Annotated in this window: 2 protein-coding genes; both read left to right on the top strand. The window is 70.6% G+C overall.

The window, feature by feature from the left end:
- Window positions 1–2 precede the first annotated feature (2 nt).
- On the top strand, window positions 3–704 hold the full coding sequence (locus tag ACWDU1_RS32360) for an IclR family transcriptional regulator (protein WP_450004218.1): 702 nt from the start codon (window positions 3–5) through the stop codon (window positions 702–704).
- 82 nt (window positions 705–786) lie between these two features.
- Complete coding sequence (locus ACWDU1_RS32355) at window positions 787–1,314, top strand: pyridoxamine 5'-phosphate oxidase family protein (RefSeq protein ID WP_450004217.1); 528 nt, start codon at window positions 787–789, stop codon at window positions 1,312–1,314.
- The last annotated feature ends 79 nt before the right edge of the window (window positions 1,315–1,393 follow it).

Here is a 1,393-nt window from a genome sequence, read left to right as displayed (position 1 = left end):
GTATGAGACAGCATAGCGGTATCGGCGTCCTGGACAAAGCGGTGGCAGTGTTGTACGCGGTCGCCGAACGGCCCTGCGGTCTCAACGAGCTCTGCGAGCGCACCGGCCTGCCCCGCGCCACCGCGCACCGGCTGGCCGTAGGTCTGGAAACACACCGGCTGCTGGCCCGGGACGGATCCGGGGCCTGGCGGCCCGGTCCCGCCCTCGCCGAACTCGCGGCCGGCGCGGCAGATCCCCTGCTCGAGGCCGCCACCACCATTCTGCCGCGGCTCCGTGAGATCACCGGCGAGAGTGTCCAGCTGTACTGCCGCGAGGGTAAGGAACGCGTCTGCGTCGCCGCCCTGGAACCACCCGCCGGCCTACGCGACACCGTCCCCATCGGCTCCCGTCTACCGCTCACCGCCGGATCCGCGGCCAAGGTCCTGGTCGCCTGGGGCGATTCCGACCTCCAGCGCGCGGTCCTCACCGACGCGGCCTTCACCGAACGCACCCTCGCCGAGGTACGCAAACGCGGCTGGGCACAGAGCGCCGGAGAACGCGCGGCGGGGGTCGCGAGCGTATCCGCTCCCGTCCGCGACCAGCAGGGCGCCGTGGTCGCCGCGATCTCGGTATCCGGCCCGATCGATCGGATGGGCCGCCGACCCGGCGCCCGCTGGGCCGCCGACCTGGTCGCGGCCGCCGATGCCCTGCACCGCAGACTCTGAACGCGCCCGCACCGCCACTGCCCCGGCGGCCGGTATCAGCGGCTCCCGGCGGCGGGCGGTCGCCGTCACTTATGGTGACCGAATGGGAGTGAACCAACGGTCGCAGATCGTGATGACCGACACCGAGATCGCCGAATTCCTCGGCCGGAGCCGCGTGGCCACCCTGGCCTCACTCGGCGCCAACGGAAAACCGCACCTCACCGCCATGTGGTACGCGCTGATCGCCGATCCGGACAACCCCGGCGCCATCCCCGAACTCTGGTTCGAGACGAAGGGCAAATCCCAGAAGGCCGTGAACCTGCGCCGCGACCCCACCATCACCTGCATGGTCGAAGCCGGCGACACCTACGACACCCTGCGCGGAGTCGCCATCGAGGGTCGCGCCGAGATCATCGACGACCCCGAGAAACTATTCGCCGTCGGCGTCAGCGTCTGGGAACGCTACACCGGCCCCTACACCGACGATATGCGCGAATACGTCGAAGGCATGCTCAACAAACGTGTCGCGGTCCGCGTCGTCCCCGACCGCATCCGCAGCTGGGACCACCGCAAACTCGGCCTCCCCGCCATGCCCTTGGGCGGCTCCACGGCTGAGTTCTTGGCGCGCTGACGCGCGCGGGGTTTCGGCCCCCTTGGTCCCTGCTTTCCGCCCTCGAGACTCGCGGCTGCGCCGCCTCGCTTCGAGGGCG

Source organism: Nocardia sp. NPDC003345, assembly GCF_053589395.1.
Note: the sequence above shows the minus strand (reverse complement) of the source record. Positions and strands in the feature narration are given on the sequence as shown.

Bases quoted from the DNA above. Each gene is read 5' to 3' on its own strand.
- ACWDU1_RS32360 (WP_450004218.1), top strand. From the start codon at position 3: ATGAGACAGCATAGCGGTATCGGCGTCCTGGACAAAGCGGTGGCAGTG.
- ACWDU1_RS32355 (WP_450004217.1), top strand. From the start codon at position 787: ATGGGAGTGAACCAACGGTCGCAGATCGTGATGACCGACACCGAGATC.